The organism is Lysinibacillus sp. OL1 (genome assembly GCF_004332175.1).
Classification (GTDB): Bacteria; Bacillota; Bacilli; order Bacillales_A; family Planococcaceae; genus Lysinibacillus; species Lysinibacillus capsici.
On the sequence record NZ_SJDS01000013.1, the window covers coordinates 52,993 to 70,088 of the forward strand.

At 37.0% G+C, this 17,096-nt stretch carries 18 protein-coding genes and 1 other annotated feature; of the genes, 6 read left to right on the top strand and 12 right to left on the bottom strand.

Going from position 1 to position 17,096, the window contains the following annotated elements:
- Positions 1 to 20: 20 nt before the first annotated feature.
- Complete coding sequence (locus tag EW028_RS19875; RefSeq protein WP_004230953.1) at positions 21 to 545, top strand: CotY/CotZ family spore coat protein; 525 nt, start codon at positions 21 to 23, stop codon at positions 543 to 545.
- 63 nt (positions 546 to 608) lie between these two features.
- Here the strand turns inward: EW028_RS19875 and EW028_RS19880 are convergent, their stop codons facing one another.
- The 6 genes from EW028_RS19880 to EW028_RS19905 form a co-directional block, all read right to left on the bottom strand.
- A complete protein-coding gene (locus EW028_RS19880; protein WP_227744987.1) occupies positions 609 to 1,010 on the bottom strand; it encodes a hypothetical protein in 402 nt (133 codons plus the stop codon).
- Positions 1,011 to 1,063: 53 nt separating this feature from the next.
- On the bottom strand, positions 1,064 to 2,440 hold the full coding sequence (gene mgtE / locus EW028_RS19885) for a magnesium transporter (RefSeq protein ID WP_048392024.1): 1,377 nt from the start codon (positions 2,438 to 2,440) through the stop codon (positions 1,064 to 1,066).
- A gap of 423 nt (positions 2,441 to 2,863) precedes the next feature.
- Positions 2,864 to 3,799 carry an RluA family pseudouridine synthase gene (locus EW028_RS19890; RefSeq protein ID WP_131522066.1) on the bottom strand — a complete coding sequence of 312 codons (936 nt, stop codon included), beginning with the start codon at positions 3,797 to 3,799 and terminating at the stop codon, positions 2,864 to 2,866.
- Positions 3,774 to 4,568: an NAD kinase gene (locus EW028_RS19895; RefSeq protein WP_004227435.1), complete on the bottom strand. Its 795-nt coding sequence runs from the start codon at positions 4,566 to 4,568 to the stop codon at positions 3,774 to 3,776. The genes EW028_RS19890 and EW028_RS19895 overlap by 26 nt, the downstream gene beginning before the upstream one ends.
- A complete protein-coding gene (gene yjbM / locus EW028_RS19900; protein ID WP_004227437.1) occupies positions 4,565 to 5,236 on the bottom strand; it encodes a GTP diphosphokinase in 672 nt (223 codons plus the stop codon). The genes EW028_RS19895 and yjbM overlap by 4 nt, the downstream gene beginning before the upstream one ends.
- 56 nt (positions 5,237 to 5,292) lie before the next feature.
- Positions 5,293 to 5,676 carry a UPF0738 family protein gene (locus tag EW028_RS19905; protein WP_004227440.1) on the bottom strand — a complete coding sequence of 128 codons (384 nt, stop codon included), beginning with the start codon at positions 5,674 to 5,676 and terminating at the stop codon, positions 5,293 to 5,295.
- Positions 5,677 to 5,802: 126 nt separating this feature from the next.
- Between EW028_RS19905 and EW028_RS19910 the strand changes: the two genes are divergently transcribed.
- From EW028_RS19910 to EW028_RS19925, 4 genes are all read left to right on the top strand, one after another.
- Positions 5,803 to 6,390 (top strand): CYTH domain-containing protein, encoded by a 588-nt coding sequence (locus EW028_RS19910; RefSeq protein WP_131522067.1) that lies wholly within the window; start codon positions 5,803 to 5,805, stop codon positions 6,388 to 6,390.
- 28 nt (positions 6,391 to 6,418) lie between these two features.
- Entirely contained in the window at positions 6,419 to 7,177 is a 759-nt protein-coding gene (locus tag EW028_RS19915; protein ID WP_131522068.1) for a lytic transglycosylase domain-containing protein, read from the top strand.
- A 220-nt stretch (positions 7,178 to 7,397) separates the two neighbouring features.
- Positions 7,398 to 7,805 carry a globin domain-containing protein gene (locus EW028_RS19920; RefSeq protein ID WP_131522069.1) on the top strand — a complete coding sequence of 136 codons (408 nt, stop codon included), beginning with the start codon at positions 7,398 to 7,400 and terminating at the stop codon, positions 7,803 to 7,805.
- Complete coding sequence (locus EW028_RS19925; RefSeq protein ID WP_004227450.1) at positions 7,798 to 8,607, top strand: DsbA family protein; 810 nt, start codon at positions 7,798 to 7,800, stop codon at positions 8,605 to 8,607. Before EW028_RS19920 ends, EW028_RS19925 begins: the two co-directional genes overlap by 8 nt.
- A gap of 391 nt (positions 8,608 to 8,998) precedes the next feature.
- On the opposite strand, the gene pepF is transcribed toward EW028_RS19925, so the two are convergent.
- The 4 genes from pepF to spxA form a co-directional block, all read right to left on the bottom strand.
- Positions 8,999 to 10,816: an oligoendopeptidase F gene (pepF, locus tag EW028_RS19930; RefSeq protein ID WP_131522070.1), complete on the bottom strand. Its 1,818-nt coding sequence runs from the start codon at positions 10,814 to 10,816 to the stop codon at positions 8,999 to 9,001.
- Between the two features lie 51 nt (positions 10,817 to 10,867).
- On the bottom strand, positions 10,868 to 11,986 hold the full coding sequence (locus EW028_RS19935; RefSeq protein ID WP_131522071.1) for a competence protein CoiA: 1,119 nt from the start codon (positions 11,984 to 11,986) through the stop codon (positions 10,868 to 10,870).
- A gap of 193 nt (positions 11,987 to 12,179) precedes the next feature.
- Positions 12,180 to 12,848 (bottom strand): adaptor protein MecA, encoded by a 669-nt coding sequence (mecA, locus tag EW028_RS19940; protein WP_004227456.1) that lies wholly within the window; start codon positions 12,846 to 12,848, stop codon positions 12,180 to 12,182.
- Positions 12,849 to 13,280: 432 nt separating this feature from the next.
- The gene (spxA, locus tag EW028_RS19945) at positions 13,281 to 13,676 is read right to left on the bottom strand and encodes a transcriptional regulator SpxA (protein ID WP_025116803.1); all 396 of its coding nucleotides are present in this window, start codon (positions 13,674 to 13,676) and stop codon (positions 13,281 to 13,283) included.
- Between the two features lie 491 nt (positions 13,677 to 14,167).
- Positions 14,168 to 14,389, top strand: a binding site (T-box leader).
- A 116-nt stretch (positions 14,390 to 14,505) separates the two neighbouring features.
- Between spxA and trpS the strand changes: the two genes are divergently transcribed.
- The gene (gene trpS, locus EW028_RS19950; protein ID WP_131522072.1) at positions 14,506 to 15,495 is read left to right on the top strand and encodes a tryptophan--tRNA ligase; all 990 of its coding nucleotides are present in this window, start codon (positions 14,506 to 14,508) and stop codon (positions 15,493 to 15,495) included.
- Between the two features lie 2 nt (positions 15,496 to 15,497).
- Here trpS and EW028_RS19955 read toward each other — a convergent pair whose 3' ends face one another.
- Positions 15,498 to 15,719 (bottom strand): YuzI family membrane protein, encoded by a 222-nt coding sequence (locus EW028_RS19955; RefSeq protein ID WP_016994330.1) that lies wholly within the window; start codon positions 15,717 to 15,719, stop codon positions 15,498 to 15,500.
- Positions 15,720 to 15,825: 106 nt separating this feature from the next.
- The gene (gene fabF, locus EW028_RS19960) at positions 15,826 to 17,067 is read right to left on the bottom strand and encodes a beta-ketoacyl-ACP synthase II (protein WP_048392031.1); all 1,242 of its coding nucleotides are present in this window, start codon (positions 17,065 to 17,067) and stop codon (positions 15,826 to 15,828) included.
- Between the last annotated feature and the right edge of the window lie 29 nt (positions 17,068 to 17,096).

Consider the following 17,096-nt stretch of genomic DNA (forward strand, 5'->3'; position numbering starts at 1 on the left):
CAAGGAAAGGGGGTGACAATATGGGTTGTGGTAAGCCAACAAATCCTATTGGACCAATCCATTCAGCAGGCTGCGTTTGTGACGTAGTTCGCGCTATTTTAGATATTCAAAATCAAGCGGTGCGAGATGAGTGTTCTCCATGTACAGCAAACTGTTTCTTAGAGCCACTAGGCGGGATTGTTAGTCCTGCTCGCTCACAAGCAGATACACGTGTTTTCATGTTAATTACAAAAGATGGTACTCCTTTCAAAGCATTCTTTAACTCTCCAACAGCAGATCCTTGTATTTGTACATCCGTATTCTTCCGCGTAGAAGATATGTTTGATGAATGCTGTGCTACTTTACGTGTTTTAGAGCCTTTATGTACATTTGACTCTAGTGAAAGTACAGTAGACTTACTAAGCAAAGATGGTTGTTGTATCAACATGAAGAAAATCTGTAAAGTAGATGACTGGAGCTCAACAGATAGCTGTATTACTGTGGATTTATCTTGCTTCTGCGCTGTACAATGTATCGCTGATGTTGACTTAGGGATTTGTGACTAATTCTTTCACCTTTGACACACACACATAAAAAAAGTGTACAGCATCCTCTGCTGTACACTTTTTTTATAAAGTTGGCAATTTTCTTCCGCGCCAAAGTATTTGCTGTATATCTTCAAAATGAATGATTTCCTGTATTTTTAATTCTAATGATGTGAGCATTAAAGAATCATTCTGTACATCTGAAGCTGTCCCAGTTAATTTTCTACCATCCTTTAAACAAACTAATAATGGCTGATAGGCTCTCTGACGAAATGGTTTTTCTAAAAACTGGAGCTGTTTCAGTAAATAAGGATCTATTTGTACTTCATCCACTGCCTCATTTTTTTCTTCAGCTATTTGCTCATCGAACATAGTGTCCTTTACATAGACAGATGTACTTTCATCCAAATCAAGTTCATGTAACACCTTAGAAATATTTAAAAAATATGATGGTGATTTTATAAACAAGCGTGGTTCTTGATCCACTTTACTCACTTCCCTTTTTTCCATACAATATGCGAAAGTAAGCAAATTGGTTCTTAGCCTATTTGGCTTAAGAAAACTGTCGCTAAGCCCAAGTAAATTAAAATACTTGTAATATCATTTAATGTAGTAATAAAGGGTCCTGATGCAACAGCAGGGTCAATTTTTAGTCGATGCATTAACAATGGAATAAATGAACCAGCTAATGTTGCCACTAAAATAGAACCACAAAGCGCTGCCCCTACTAACATACCTAGGACAAGTTCATGTTTCCAAAAATAAACGATCCCAATAACAATTAATCCACAAACAATGCCTGACATTAAGCCAGTACCTGCTTCACGTAATAGTAACTTCAATTTACTATGTTCTTCTACATCACCTGTTGCAATCCCTCTAATGGCCACGGCCAATGCCTGTGTTCCACTATTACCTGAAGTTCCTGAGATTAATGGAATAAAGACAGCTAGTAAGGCAACCTTATCTAAAGTATCCTCAAATTGCCCCATTAGGTTAGCTGTTAACATACCTAGAAACAGTAGAACTACTAGCCAAGGCAAACGTTTTTTAGCCGCTTGGAATGGTGTTACATCAAATTTATCCATATCCGAAATACCGGCTAATTTAGAGTAATCCTCAGAAGCCTCTTCATCAATAACATCAATAATATCATCAACTGTGATAATACCAAGTAATTCTCCTTTATCATCAATAACAGGTGTCGCTAAGAAATTATAATCCTTCATAATTTGCGCGACTTCTTCTTGGTCATCGCCTACATGTACCATCACGACACGTTCATTCATAATGGAACGAATAAGTGTATCCTCATCAGCAATGATTAAATCTCGTAACGATATCACACCCGTCAGACGATGTTCTTCATCCACTACAAAAATATAATAAACAGTTTCAGCATCTGGTGCCTCTTTACGCAAAATGGCCATAGCTGAACGAACTGTTGAATTTTCTGGTATAGCGACATATTCAGTGGTCATGATAGAGCCAGCAGTATATTCATCGTAGCTTAGTAGCTCATTAATATCTTCTGCCGCTTCTTCATCCATCATTTCTAAATAGCTTTCGCGCTGTGCTGTATCCAGTTCATTTAAGACATCTGCCGCATCATCCGCGTACATATGAGATAGCATTTCTGCACCGTATGATGGATCCATTTCAGCAAGATATGCTTTATACTCATCATCTTCAATATCGATTGCCTCAAAAATATCAGCCATTTCTGTTGGAGACAAGAACGAATAGATGATTTTCCTTATATCAGGTTCCACCTTTTCATAAAACGTTGCCTGATCATATGGATGAAGTTCTAAAAACTCATCACGGAATGCGTCAATATTATGTGCTTCTAGCATTTCTCGTAGATGTGCCTCATCAAATTGCACATCATCCTTTTCATTTCTTTCCTCTATCATGCTTGTCCCCTCCTTCCGAGCTTTCAATCATTTTACGGGCAATACCTGCCGTAAATCTACCTTCTATATAATAGAGTGTAATGTACCTTTTCTGCAAACTCTTTTTTAAGTTATATTTATGAGCAATTGGGCAGATTTTTATAAAATTCAATATTACGCCTAAAATCATGACGATTCTATTTTACTATACCTTACCTTTGTCACGTTGTTATGAAAAAGGTGTAAATAATCTACTTCTCTAGCAAACCCCAGGATAATTTTCGTTGACACGCAGATAAACGATACGTCCTATTTTCCCCAATGTGTCGACCATACGACCTGTGATGTTAAGAATTTCCCTCGTGAAGAAATACGCAGTTTAACCTAAATCAAAAAATGATAAGGAGATGCTCGATTGCGCGAACACCTCCTTTTATCAAAAATTTATGCTGAAGATTCCTTCAGTAATCTTTGCATGTCTTCATTTAGCATACTTGTAAAGTGTAATGGCACACTTGTTAAAGGATGTTCCATACTTAAAGATACACAATGTAATGCTTGTCGATCAATTTGAAGACGACTACCACCATAAAGGTCATCCCCCACAAGTGGATGTCCAAGATGCGACATGTGCACGCGAATTTGATGTGTACGCCCTGTATGCAGTTGAAGTCGTACATATGTCATTGGTTCAGCACCCAGTGAAAAACGCTTCAGAACCTTTACATCCGTATGTGCATATTGCCCATCTTCTCGTACTTCTCTTTCAATAATACTAGCTTCTTTACGACCAATCGGAGCTATAATCGATTGAAAGTTTTGTTCGATATGTCCATGTACAATGGCTTCATATTGTCTTGAAATCTCTCTCTTACGCTGAGCAAGCCCTGTTAAATGATGAATATGAGCATGCTTAGCTATGCATAGTAAACCTGATGTATCTCGGTCTAGCCTTGTAACAATATGAGCCGTAGAGGCCAATCCTTGTTGCTGAAAATAGCCACAAACTAAATTTGCAATGCTGTTGGTTGGATGCTCTCGTGAGGGTATCGTACTTTGATGAGCTGGTTTGTTGATCACTATGATGGCATCATCCTCGTATACAATGGACAAATCTCCATGCTCGATAGCAAGCCCTTCACTTTTTTCTTCAGGAGGAAACGTTACTCTCACACAATCTCCAACTTGCAGGATATGTCTTACATTACGTTCGACATCATTTACAGTCAACATGCCACCATCAAACTTAATAGCTGTTAGAGCTCGCTTAGAAATACGCCACTCTTGAAGAGCCTCTCGTAATAATTGGCCATTTTTCTTCGCCTCAAATTGTAATGTAAATCTTGTATCCACGTTATTCATTTGCAACAAATGATTCATGCACTCGCTCCCAAAATGGGAATGGTCGGAAACGGGCAAAACGTACTCTTTCATTTGCTACATTAAACGCAATGGCTTTGACATCACCTTGCGTAATTTGCAAGTGATCAACAGTCATATTAAAATTTTGTTCATTTACAGGACGCAATACACAATGATGGTGTGCTGGTAAGATTAATGGCGATCCTACTGTCCTGAAAACGCGGTTATTAATTGAGGCAATTTCAGTGACTTGGAGTGCCGCTAGTGTAGGATGTATGATGGCTCCACCTAGAGCTTTATTATAAGCCGTACTACCCGAGGGAGTGGATACACAAAGACCATCACCACGGAAACGCTCAAATTGATTGCCATTTAACTCTACATCCATCACAAGTGTAACATCTGGCGATTTGACGGTTGCTTCGTTTAAAGCCAGATACGTATTTGATTCGGCATTATGATGCTCTACCCTTACTTCCAGCAGTGGATATTCCACAACATTAAAATCCTTCTTAGCAATGGACAAAACTAATTTTTCTAATTCAGATGGTTTCCAATCCGCATAAAATCCTAAATGCCCTGTATGGATACCAACGAAGGCTACCTGATCTAATAAATGGGAGTATCGATGAAAGGCATGCAATAGTGTGCCATCTCCTCCAATCGAAACAACAATTTCTGGCGTCTCTTCATCATAGGTCAAGCCAAAATCCTGTAAATAGGTTTTAGCAAGTTCCATCAGCTCGTTGGATTGTGCATCTCTACGTGATTGAATCGAAAATTTCATTGTGCGTCACGCTCCTTCTCCGTTAGTAAATTAGGATTCGATGCTTCTTTATATTCGCTAAAGTAGGCCTGTGCCTCTTGAATTTCACTACGAATGGATGACATTTCTTCATCCAACCGAAATGCTGCCTCGGCAGCACTTTGCAAGCGATTCTTAATTTCTTCTGGGAACATGCCCTTATATTTATAATTTAAAGAATGCTCTATTGAAGCCCAGAAATTCATGGCTAGTGTACGAATTTGTATTTCCGCTAATACTACTTTTTTTCCTTGAATTGTTTCAACAGGATACTCCACTATCATATGGTAGGAGCGATAACCACTAGGCTTATTATGTGTAATATAATCGCGTTCTTCCACTACACGCATATCTTTTCGCTGACGAATTAGCTCAGTTACCGTTGAAATATCATCAACAAATTGACACATAATCCGAAGGCCAGCAATATCACCAAGTTCATCACCAAGTTGTTTAGAAGGCTCAAAAGCTAGTCCTTTTTCTAACGTTTTGTCATATATACTTGCTAAAGGCTTGACACGTCCTGTGACAAATTCAATTGGCGAATTGGCATTAACAATACCAAATTGCGAACGCATGCCCTTTAATTTTACTTTTAATTCGTCTACTGCTTGTTTATAAGGACTTAAAAAAATTTCCCATTGTCCCATTGTAAAAACCTCCCGACAATCGGTATCGAACACCACCGTCTGTTCGTTTTGTCTTTCTATTCAGCGAGAATAGCCTTGAAGTGTTGTTCCACTGCTTGGACAAATTCTGCCCCATAATTGTAATTTCCTTCAATATTATACACGAGCATTTCTAATTCCTCGTAGAAATTTGTCAGTTCGATCACTTCTTCACCTATTCGTAGCAATGGATTTTTCCCTTTTTGTAAAATATGTACAAGATTCTCCCAACTACTCGGTGGAAAACGCAAGTAATGATAGTCTTCACCTGCATCAAGTAAATAAATGAATGCAAAATCATCTGAATCTGCAATGAGTTGTCCAGCAGGTTTTAACTGTAAATTTACTTCATTGTCGTTTAAACTAAAATGAAGTTGATCTTGTTCAAAATTCGATGTATCTATTGTATAAATTTTACGCACATGCGGTTCCCCTTTTCGTTGTACTCTTCCTCTTATTTTAGCACACAGGGTAAATAGTTGCAGTGTGTAAATATTAATTCGAGCGAAACAACGGATGAAAAATAAAAAATAAATAGGTGACTATAAATGACACAAGAAATTGAAATTGAATTTAAAAATCTATTAACAAAACAACAATACGAGCAATTATTACAAGAGTTCCACATTAGTCAAAATGCTATTCATCGTCAAACAAATCATTATTTTGACACACCTAATCAAGCAATTCGCAACCTACAAAGTGGTCTTCGTATTAGACAAATTGGTGATTATTTCGAATGCACGCTCAAAGAAAAAAACGCCGAGCATGCTCACCTTGAAACGACGGATGAAATAACAGCAAGAGAGGCGCAACAAATGTTAGATGGCAATGGATTTTATGCTCAAGAGGTAACTAAAAGATTAGCTCTTTATAACATTCCTTTAGAACAATTGCATGTATTTGGTTCTCTCACTACAGATCGTGTCGAAATCCCCTACAAAGAGGGACTTCTCGTTTTTGATCATTCTTTCTATTTGCAGTGCGACGATTATGAGGTAGAATATGAAGCAAAAGATGCAATAAAAGGAAATATAATTTTCGACGAATTTTTACAACAATATGGTATTGATAAGCAACCAACTGATAAAAAAATTGCCCGTTTTATGAAGGCACTAAAAGCACAAAATTTATAAAAGTAGAAAAAGGAAGGTGTCTGACTCCTTGGATATTCAATCATTCAAATCTTTATTAGAAATTCGGGCATTGCAAACACTTGGATCTAGCGAAAGTTCACCCACAGACAATGAGTCTATTTTTTCTGACATGATTAACGAATTATTAGGAGAAACTTCGACAGCAAGTAATGCTAAATTATCAAGCTTGCTTGCTACAGGAACAGCAAATAATTCAAATTTCGTCAACAAATTGGCTACTTTGGAGCAAAATCCAGTAGAATCATTACTTTACAAAGGCTCTAATGCTGTGTTTATACCTGAATCAGTCAAACAAGCTTTAGCAAACACATATGCTAATAACAAACTTGATTCCTATGTTTCAGACGATGTAATAGGCTCTACAGCATATGCCAATTCACTAGCAGGATCAAATGAGTATACTGCCATTATTGAAAAAGCAGCAGCTACTTATCAGATACCCGCGAAGCTTATTGCGGCGGTTATTAAACAAGAATCTAATTTTAATCCAACTGTAGTAAGCCATGCGGGGGCGCAAGGTTTAATGCAACTCATGCCCAAAACAGCACAATATTTGGGTGTGACTGACGCTTTTGATCCAGAGCAGAATATTATGGCTGGTGCAAAATATTTGCGGCAAATGCTAGATAAGTTTAATAATGACCCTTCACTAGCATTAGCAGCTTATAATGCTGGCGCATCTCGTGTTACGAAATATGGAGGAATCCCTCCTTTCAAAGAAACACAGAATTATGTCAAAAAAGTGATGAATTACTTTACAGTGTAATCGCATCTTTCCCGTTATCTATGTCATTTCCAACAAATTTCACCCATAGTGGTGAAATTTGTGCTTTTGTAGCGAACAGCAATTCGAAAGAGCTCTTTGTTTGTGTTAACGAAAAGACGTTGATAGAATGAAGGTAGTCACAAGAATTTCACAATTTGATGAGGATGAAGTATACAAAATGGTACTTTACGATATAAAGAATTAAAGGAGCATATAACTTATGAGTCGAAAATACACTGTTCCTTATGAGGAGCTGGGAGCTGAGAAACTGTCAGAAATCATTCATGCGTTCTATAAAAGAGTTGCTCAGCATCCTGATCTTATTCCAATCTTTCCAAAGGATTTAACAGAAACAGCCCGTAAACAAATTCAATTTCAAACACAGTATTTAGGGGGACCAAATCTTTTTACTGAGGAGCATGGTCATCCGATGATGCGTGCACGTCACATGAATTTTCCTATTACACCTGACCGCGCTCAAGCTTGGCTAGAGTGTATGTCAGAAGCAATGGATGAGGTAGGTTTGGAAGGGAAGTTCCGTGAAACTTATTATCAACGTTTAGTATTAACAGCTCATCACATGGTTAATACGCCAAATGACGATGAGGGGGAATTGTTACGTGAATAATATTCAAATGTTGCAAGAGCCAACGCCAACGATTTCTACTGCAAACAAGCCAATTGAATTGTATATTTTCGTAGATCCACTCTGCCCTGAAGCTTTCAGTATGCAAGCAACTCTTCGTAAATTACAGCTTGAATACAACCATTACTTCACATGGCGCTTTGTTTTAAGTACAGAACTTACTTCTTTAAATTGCTTAAGTAAACGTGTCAAAGGCTGTATTTCAGGAATCGAACTTGATATTAATCACCCTGTTTTACCTTCTATCGCTATTAAAGCAGCTGAATTGCAGGGGAAACGTGCAGGTGCACGTTATTTATCGAAACTACAAGAATACGTATTATTAAGTCATCAAGATGTAAACTCCTATGCAACGCTTTTAAAAATAGCTGAGGATGTTCAACTCGATATGAATGAGTTTACTGTTGACTTTGGTTCAAAAGAGGCAGCACGTGCTTTCCAATGCGATTTATATATTAAACGCGAAATGGAAGTAGATGAAGTACCAAGTATCGTATTTTTCAATGAATGTATTGAAGATGAGGGACTAAAAGTTAGTGGTAGCTATTCCTATGAAGTTTATGAACATATTTTACAAGAAATGCTGAACGAACAGCTTGTCCGTCAGCCTTTACCATCAATAGAGGACTTATTTTCTAAATTCCATACTCTTTCTACAAATGAAATAGCTTTTATCTATTCATTAACAGAGCAAGCAGCAGAGCGTGAATTAAAGAAACGCATGCTGCAACAAAAGATCGAACGAATCCAGACTACTCACGCTACGTTATGGCGTCTTAAATAATAAAATAAACAAAAGGGACTCCAATCATCATGATGGAGTCCCTTTTTCAAGCTAACGCAAAATACAAAGAAGCGCCTCTATCCTCGACCGATAGAGACGCTTCTTTTTCACAAAGGGGATGGGAGAAATGTTCACGTTCAAACAAAGGGGTGTATGTTTGTTTTGTGATTTATTTCACAAGAATTACTCTATCATGGAATAATATATTTAGCAATGAAACCAATACTAGATTCACAAATTTGTCAAATAGAAAGCGATTACAAACAGTATTTTTCCAAGATGCACACTTTTAAACTATTTAGAAATCAAAAAAAAACATTATTCTTTCCTTTTAATTTATGCTGTTAATAAAAATAATTGGGCTATAGGAACATTCCTATAGCCCAATTAATTAGTTATTTAACAATAATTTTTCTAATTCATTTAAACGTTCTTCAAATACTTTACATGCATCTTCAATTGGCTTAGCTACGTTCATATCAACGCCTGCTGCCTTTAATACCTCAATAGGGAAATCAGAGCATCCCGCTTTTAAGAAGTTATTAATATAACGTTCTACAGCTGGTGCACCCTCCTCTAAAATTTGTTTACTCAACGCTGTAGCGGCTGATTTACCAGTCGCATACTGATAAACATAGTAATTATAGTAGAAGTGTGGAATACGAGCCCATTCTAAGCCTATTTCCTCATCTACCACCATATCATCACCGAAGTACTTTTTGTTTAATTCATAGTAAACTTCTGTTAAACGATCTGCTGTCAAGGATTCACCGTTCTTATCCATCTGATGAATAAGGTGTTCGAACTCTGCAAACATTGTTTGTCTGAATACCGTACTTCTGAAGCCATCTAGCCAATGGTTTAATAAGTATATTTTTTGTTGTGGATCATCAATTGTTTTCAGTAAATAGTCATTTAATAACTCTTCATTGCAAGTAGAAGCGACCTCTGCCACAAAAATAGAGTAGTCTCCATAAACAAAAGGCTGGTTGTTACGTGAATAATAACTATGAACACTATGGCCAAATTCATGTGCTAATGTAAATAGATTGTTCACATTATCCTGCCAGTTCATTAAAATATACGGATTCGTACCATAGGCGCCTGAAGAATAGGCTCCACTACGCTTCCCTTTATTCTCTAAAACATCGACCCAGCGGTTATCCAGTCCATTTTGAACGATGCTTTGATATTCCTCCCCTAATGGAGCTAAAGCCTTTACTAAAATATCTTTCGCTTCATCATAAGAGACCTTCATTTCCACCTCTTTAACTAGTGGCGCAAATAAATCCCACATATGCAATTCGTCTACACCCAATAATTTCTTACGCAACGAAATATAACGTTGCATAGCTGGTAAATGCTTATGAATTGTTTCCACCAGCTGATCATAGACATTTTCAGGAATGAAGTTATTAGACATGGCAGCGTGGCGTGCAGATTCATAATGACGAATTCGAGCACTTACATTATGCTTCTTTACATTACCAGTTAGCGTAGCCGAGAACGTATTTTTAAACTTGCCGTATGTTTCGTACATAGCCTTAAATGCGCCTTCACGTACAGAGCGATCCTTGCTCTCTAAAAACTTAATATAATTACCATGCGTAAGTTGTACTTCTTCTCCCTCTTCATTTTTCACATGAGGGAATACCATATCGGCATTGTTTAACATGCTGAATGTATTCGAAGCTGTACCTGTCACCTCAGACATTTGCGCTAGCAATGCCTCCTGTTCGGCTGGTAATACATGTGGACGTGCCATTGTAATTTCTTTTAAAGATTGCTTATATAGTTGTAGGTCTTGATTTTCTGTTAAGTAGCGTTCAATCGTTTCTTCACTTAATGACAGAATTTCTGGCGTTAAATAGGAAAGGCCAGCTGAGATATTCGTTGCCAATGTTTGAATACGGCTGTTCATATCTTGATAAAAGCTATTTGTAGTATCTTGATCATAGCGCATATGAGCATATGTGTAGAGCTTCATTGCACGTTCATATATATGATCATGATACTGTAAAGCTGCTAATAATGCCTCTGCCCCATTATTTAAAGTACCTGCATAGCTAGGTGCTTGTTTAGCAAGCTCTGCAACCTCCTTCAATTCCTCTTCCCAAGCTGCATCTGTTGCAAAGATGTCTTCTAAGCGCCATGTTAATTCTTCTGGTACTTCTTTTCGAACCAAAACCTGATTACTGTTACTAGCCATATATGCCAGCCCCCTTTATATGTGCTTTTTTCCTTTTACTCTCATATTTTCTCAGTATATTGTGGCAATTGCAAATAAATGTACATAGACTTGCTCACAATTATCTAGTAAACCATCCTCATGATGCATACGCTTAAGAAGATACCCATAATTTTGAATAGCCCTGAGTGCTTGTTCGGTTACTTCCAGTTGATGCTTACATAAAAAGTTTTCCATCTGCCCCTTTGTTAATTCAAATGGAAGACGTCCTAATTGTTTACTAAAATAAAACAGCATTATTTGCCACTCGCTCGTAAACAAAGGGATAGCTGCTCCTTCTTTCACTGGAATACCAATGTATGGTGGCAGAGCAGTAAGAGAAAGATTTAATTCATAGCAATTACGTAAAAATGGATCTTGTGCCCCCTTCTTGCTATGTAAAAGACGACTATGCGCAAATTGCCTACAAGTCTGTTTATAAAGCTGCCAATAGCGTTGAAATTCTTCTTGGGTAATACGTTGAGGTCTATAAAAAGGGAAATGTTGTTGATCGACCGAAATTTTCTGTACTTTACCTATGAAAGTATGCCCATGAACATGAAGAAGATTCGTCCAATAAACAAACTGTTCTGTCACCGGGTTGTACGTCAATAAATAGGGTAAATCCGTTGTCGTTATAAACGCTTTTTGCAGCAGTGGAGAGATTCTAATTTTTCTGATGCCGTTGACGGCTTCTTTGCCTTGCGGAGTTTGAAAAAGCCAAATTGCTTGTATATCGTTTCTTTCATAGCCCATTGTTCGTTGGTGCCATTTTTCATGAGAGATAGTACTACATTGAAATTCAACTGCGAACTGCTCCTTATCGAGTGTAACAAGCAAATCTGGGCGCTGAGAAAGCTCCTTTAAATATGGTTCTAGTTTCACCTGATGTCCATGTTTTTGGAGCCACTCATATAATTGCACTTTACCTTGTAAATGTATTTTAGATTCATTTTCTGCGAACAGCTGTGAACATTGATTTTTTGTGAAGTGAGCAAAGTGGGGAATATTATAGTTACCTATTTTCAATTGAACTTGTTCTAAACATTGAGGGCAATAAAATTTCATTTGCCGCCTATATCGCTGTAAAGCTTTCCTCGTATATTGATATGGGAGAAATAGTTGCTGTTGATTGTTATAGGCAATCAGCATAGTATCAGCTCCTTTTTAGCCAACTATAATAGAATGGATTTTCACTAACAAAAATAAAGCACCTTTTTCTTGAAATTTTAAAAATGCGCTCTTATTCAAGCTCTTTGATGCTGAAAACATAAAAAAGGACTGTAGCGAAACTCGATTCATTTACGAGTTTCACTACAGTCTAAAATAATTAGTGTTTCATTGCCTATGCAAAGTATTTTCGAACTGTTTCAAAGCAATTGAATTCCATAATCTTTTCACCGTACTCCTCTAGACGATGAATTGTAAAATTGGATGGTGTTAAAAATTCCTTGATAACTGCATTTCTATCATGACGATTTAAATCCTCATCTGCGTTTCCGAAATCAACAACTAGATAGTACCAATTTTCATATTTGAATAATGAGGAATCCACTAATTCGTCTGTCATTCGTTTTGCGACAGGGATTAACTCATCAATATCTTTAAATTTATAAACATAAATGTCTGTATCCATAAATAATTCTGACTCATCCATGTCACCAAATTGAGTTAGTTGGCTAAGAAGATCCTCTCCAACTTCATCGAATGGTGCAAACATATCTTTGTGTTCATCAAAATTCGAATGACCATCTAATGTTTCACCGTCTTTTAAAATATGTGCACGTGTGACAATGATTTCTAAGCCTACTTCAGATGCATTGATATGAATCCAAATCGGACCCTCTACATCAAAATAATCCTCCGTGTTTACTTCATCAATCATATCCCAAAAAAGTTGTTCACCCTTTGCTCGATTGTACCAAATTTCTTCACGACTATAGCCGCGATCCTCTATATCATTGTACGTAATAAAGAGCTTGAGTGTATTTTCATTTACACGTTCGATGTCCACTAGACCTCATCTCCCTTCACTGTCATATGTCGAAAAACAGTTTGTTTCATTAGTATGCTTTTATTCTTTGTTTTTAACCTTCATACTGCATTTGTTTTTCAACCTTTGACCACACTACAGTAAAACCATCGAGTAACCGTAAACATGAATTTTTGTGTTCACAGTTGTCTCTAACTCTATTGTATGCTGTTCTGTCATAAAATGAAAAGGATATACACCGTTTCACAGAAGATATTTGAATTATTGAAATTGTAGTAAACTATTTAACTTAAATCAAGTTTAACATACTTTTACGGAAATATATGACTTTTCCCTATTAATTATTATACTTCATATAGAAGGTTTTACAGAAGTAAAACATAAAAAAAGATGTCACAACATGTATTCCACATCTGTAACATCTATTACATATATTATTCAGAATAGAAAGGTTTAATTCACCATTCGTTGCGCTTCTTGTAATTGATATGCTCGAACTTTTCGAGGTAAGAAACGACGAATTTCATCTTCATTGTAGCCAACCTGCAGACGTTTTTCATCTAAAATGATTGGTCTACGTAGTAAGCCAGGATATTCCTGAATTAATTCATATAAACGTTGTAATGGTAAGCTTTCAACGTCCACATTTAATTTTTGGAATATTTTAGAACGAGTGGAAATGATTTCATCAGTCCCATCTTCTGTCATACGTAAAATTTTTTTTATTTCACTTATGCTAAGCGGTTCAGAAAATATATTACGTTCTGTATATGGAATTTCGTGCTCCTCTAACCAAGCTTTTGCTTTACGACAAGAGGTACAACTTGGTGATGTAAATAGGGTTACGATCATTCTGACACATCCTTTCATTTAAAAATCATTATCTATAAACCAGAACCAATGTGTTAAATTAGAATTAATGTAATGTAAAATACACAGTACCATTATACAGTACTCAGCTGTATTTGAATATAGTTCCAATAAAAAAAATCTGAACCTATCCATAAATATTCTGTCTATTCATACAGCTTTCAAATATGATGTATTTTCTTCAAACTTATGTGCTACTACTACCATTCCCATTTTTAAAGCATTTTAAACATCTAAACAGATATCTCAGTTGTTCTCATTTAAGAAAAATAATCGAGAAAATTGTCAATCCCACGTGTACATCTAAACAATTTTTTAATAAAAAATTATAAATTTATAACAAAATTACATAACAAAAAAAGCATATAATTTTTTCTAGAAAAAAAACACCGTCAAAAGTCTGACTTTACACAAAGGAATCTTTATAATATAATTCTTTGCAATCAAATCAATTTGAACAATTTAAATTGAGAAAAACGCTGACGAAGAGTAGTACATATGCTAATTCACGTATAGAGAGTCTGTGGTTGCTGTAAACAGATCGTGGATGCATGTGGAATGGACTTCCGAGTTAGCTTTGTGAACGCTACTTGAAGCTATTAGCAAAGCTCGTCCCTTCACGTTACGAAGCTGAGTGGCCTTTTTAGGCAAGCTGGGTGGTACCGCGGATTCAAACATCATTCGTCCCTTCATTAGAAAAGATCTAATGAGGACGCATGATGTTTTTTTGTCTTCATCACCAAGCTGAAAGGTGAAGACAACACTGTGACACAAGTTACAGCAATTGAATTCGAGGAGGAATTTTTTAATGACAACTATTTTTTCTGGCGTACAGCCTACAGGTATCGTAACATTAGGGAACTATTTAGGAGCATTCAAGCAGTTCCCGGCACTACAAGATGAAGGAAATGCTATTTATTGTATCGTTGATCAACATGCCATCACTGTTGCACAAGATCCTAAAGAATTACGAGAAAGTATTCGTAAGCTTGCTGCTACCTACATTGCTACTGGCATTGACCCTAAAAAATCGACATTATTTATTCAATCAGAGGTGCCAGCGCATGCTCAGGCAGGATGGATGTTACAATGTGTTGCGTCTATCGGTGAGCTAGAACGTATGACACAATTCAAAGATAAATCACATGGTAAGGAAAGCGTATCTGCTGCTCTTTTAACATATCCACCGCTAATGGCTGCAGACATTCTACTTTATAACACAAATATTGTACCTGTCGGCGATGATCAGAAGCAGCATATTGAGCTAACTCGTGACCTTGCAGAACGCTTTAACAAACGCTTTGGCGAGGTTTTAACAATTCCAGAAATTCAATTACCTAAAGCTGGCGCACGCATTAAATCCTTACAAGAGCCAACAAAGAAAATGAGTAAATCAGATCCAAATACGAAAGCGACAATTCGCTTATTAGATACTGCGAAAGACATTGAGAAAAAAATTAAATCAGCTGTAACTGACTCTGACGGCATCGTTGCATTTGATGTGGAAAATAAACCAGGTGTTTCAAATTTATTGACAATCGAATCAGCTATTTCAGGGGTAGCCGTTGAAGATTTAGTCAAAAAATATGAGGGAATTGGTTATGGTGGATTCAAGCAGGGTGTAGCAACAGCAGTAATTGAACACCTAACACCTATTCAAGAGAAATTCTATCATCTAGTAGAATCATCAGAATTAGATGTCATTCTAGATGAAGGTGCTGAAAAGGCGAATGCGATTGCTAGTGCTACATTAAAACGTATGGAAGATGCTATGGGTCTTGGTCGCGCACGTCGCTAAACTTACGGCTTGTCTGAGGATCGATCAAAGCCCAAATCAAGCACAACTGCGCAGATGATGATACAGGCTCCTACCGCCATATAAAATTCTGTTGTTTGAAAAATAAATTTGAAAACAACCTTCCATGAATAACCTAGTGTGCGGTAATTTAAATACAATATGAGATTCCCTACAGAGAGGATCATTAAGCCATAACTTACTAAAAATAAAAAGAGACGAAACATAGTAAGGGCATCCTTTCTATTTCTTCTTACTTATCATTTATTCACAAAACTATAAAAAAAGACGTCAGCCATTTAAATTTGGCTGACGTTTTTTTATGTTTATCTATTATGCTTCATATTTTTTGAATAGGAGACTTGCATTATGACCACCAAAACCAAGAGAATTACTCATTGCATATTGAATATTTGCTTCTCTTGCTTCGTTTGGAACATAATCTAAATCACATTCAGGATCAGGATCTTTTAAATTGATTGTAGGTGGTAAAATCCCTTCTTTAAGGGCTAATGCTGTGAAAATAGCTTCTACACCACCTGCTGCTCCTAATAAGTGACCCGTCATAGATTTTGTTGAGCTCATTGCAAGGTTATACGCATGATCACCAAAAGCAGTTTTCACAGCTTGTGTTTCGAATAAATCGTTATATGGCGTACTTGTACCATGGGCATTAATATAATCAACTTGTGATGGCTCTACGCCACCATCTGTTAATGCTTGCGTCATCGCACGTGCTGCACCTTCACCCTCTGGAGCTGGAGCCGTAATGTGATGCGCATCCCCAGTTGCACCATAACCTAAAACTTCAGCATAGATTTTGGCACCACGAGCTTTTGCATGTTCATATTCTTCTAAAATGACAATACCCGCTCCTTCTCCGATAATAAAGCCATCTCGGTTTTTATCGAATGGGCGACATGCTGCTTGTGGATCTTGATTTAATGATAGTGCTGTATTGGCACAAAAACCTGCAACCGCCATTGTTACGATTGGTGATTCAGCACCACCAGAAATCATAACATCAGCATCTCCACGCTCAATTACTTTAAAGGCATCACCAATAGAGTTTGTGCCTGAAGCACATGCCGTTACAGAACAAGAATTTATCCCCTTTGCACCAAAGTGAATAGAGACTTGGCCCGATGCCATATCAGGAATCATCATTGGGATAAAGAAAGGACTAACACGTCTTGCGCCACGCTCTTGGAATGTTAAAAATTGTTGTTCATATGTTTCCATCCCACCGATACCAGAACCAATCCATACACCTGCACGTGGAGCTAGCTCTTCATCAATTGTTAGCTGTGCATCTTCCATTGCCATAATAGAAGCCGCTAATGCGTATTGTGTGAAGCGATCCATTTTACGTGCTTCTTTACGATCAATGTATTTTTCAATATCAAAGTCCTTTACTTCTGCTGCGATTTTTGCGGCAAAAAGATCTTTATTTAAACGTGTCAGCTCACCAATGCCAGATTTACCAGCTTTAATGTTTGCCCATGTTTCTTCGATGCTATTTCCTAGTGGTGTAACTGCGCCAATTCCTGTAATTACTACTCGTCTTTTACTCATTGTCTTACTCCCCTCAAGCATTTTTCCTA

What these genes read in the sequence shown, in the direction of transcription:
- EW028_RS19875 (WP_004230953.1), top strand. Translation starts at nt 21, where the DNA reads ATGGGTTGTGGTAAGCCAACAAATCCTATTGGACCAATCCATTCAGCA.
- mgtE (WP_048392024.1), bottom strand. Translation starts at nt 2,440, where the DNA reads ATGATAGAGGAAAGAAATGAAAAGGATGATGTGCAATTTGATGAGGCA.
- EW028_RS19890 (WP_131522066.1), bottom strand. Translation starts at nt 3,799, where the DNA reads ATGAATCATTTGTTGCAAATGAATAACGTGGATACAAGATTTACATTA.
- EW028_RS19895 (WP_004227435.1), bottom strand. Translation starts at nt 4,568, where the DNA reads ATGAAATTTTCGATTCAATCACGTAGAGATGCACAATCCAACGAGCTG.
- yjbM (WP_004227437.1), bottom strand. Translation starts at nt 5,236, where the DNA reads ATGGGACAATGGGAAATTTTTTTAAGTCCTTATAAACAAGCAGTAGAC.
- EW028_RS19910 (WP_131522067.1), top strand. Translation starts at nt 5,803, where the DNA reads ATGACACAAGAAATTGAAATTGAATTTAAAAATCTATTAACAAAACAA.
- EW028_RS19920 (WP_131522069.1), top strand. Translation starts at nt 7,398, where the DNA reads ATGAGTCGAAAATACACTGTTCCTTATGAGGAGCTGGGAGCTGAGAAA.
- pepF (WP_131522070.1), bottom strand. Translation starts at nt 10,816, where the DNA reads ATGGCTAGTAACAGTAATCAGGTTTTGGTTCGAAAAGAAGTACCAGAA.
- EW028_RS19935 (WP_131522071.1), bottom strand. Translation starts at nt 11,986, where the DNA reads ATGCTGATTGCCTATAACAATCAACAGCAACTATTTCTCCCATATCAA.
- trpS (WP_131522072.1), top strand. Translation starts at nt 14,506, where the DNA reads ATGACAACTATTTTTTCTGGCGTACAGCCTACAGGTATCGTAACATTA.
- EW028_RS19955 (WP_016994330.1), bottom strand. Translation starts at nt 15,719, where the DNA reads ATGTTTCGTCTCTTTTTATTTTTAGTAAGTTATGGCTTAATGATCCTC.
- fabF (WP_048392031.1), bottom strand. Translation starts at nt 17,067, where the DNA reads ATGAGTAAAAGACGAGTAGTAATTACAGGAATTGGCGCAGTTACACCA.